Raw genomic sequence first — 394 nt, forward strand, 5'->3', positions numbered from 1 at the left:
TGCCGGGGACGACGTGTACGCGCAGGGATTCGTCGGGGTGGCTCTGGGGTGAGCGGTCGTCGGGCGGGCCGGCGTACACCAGCAGGTCCTCGGTCCTGCCCAGCAGCAGCACGGCGCCTTCGGGGGCGGCGCCGGCGAGGTAGCGCACGTTTGCGGGCCGGGACACCAGCGCCGCCGCGCTGCCGCCCGCGTTGCAGCATTCCCGTAGCCGGGTACGGCGGACCGCGTAGACCTCTGACATTCTTCGAGCGTAGGAGTGGTGGCTGGATGTCGCCGGTCGAGCGGGGCCGAGTGGGGGTGCGGCGGGGGCGCGTGCGGTCGTGTCGTGGGGCCGGGGGTGCGGCGGGGGCGCGGACGGCCGCATCGGGGGTGCGGCTCGCCCGCCGCGGTCGCG

Annotated in this window: 1 pseudogene; it reads right to left on the reverse strand. The window is 76.4% G+C overall.

The features are described 5' to 3' along the window. Nucleotides 1-241: pseudogene (locus B7767_RS45530) on the reverse strand (aminopeptidase P family N-terminal domain-containing protein); the annotation flags it as partial. Nucleotides 242-394: the final 153 nt, after the last annotated feature.

The organism is Streptomyces sp. 13-12-16 (genome assembly GCF_002114215.1).
Classification (GTDB): Bacteria; Actinomycetota; Actinomycetes; order Streptomycetales; family Streptomycetaceae; genus Streptomyces.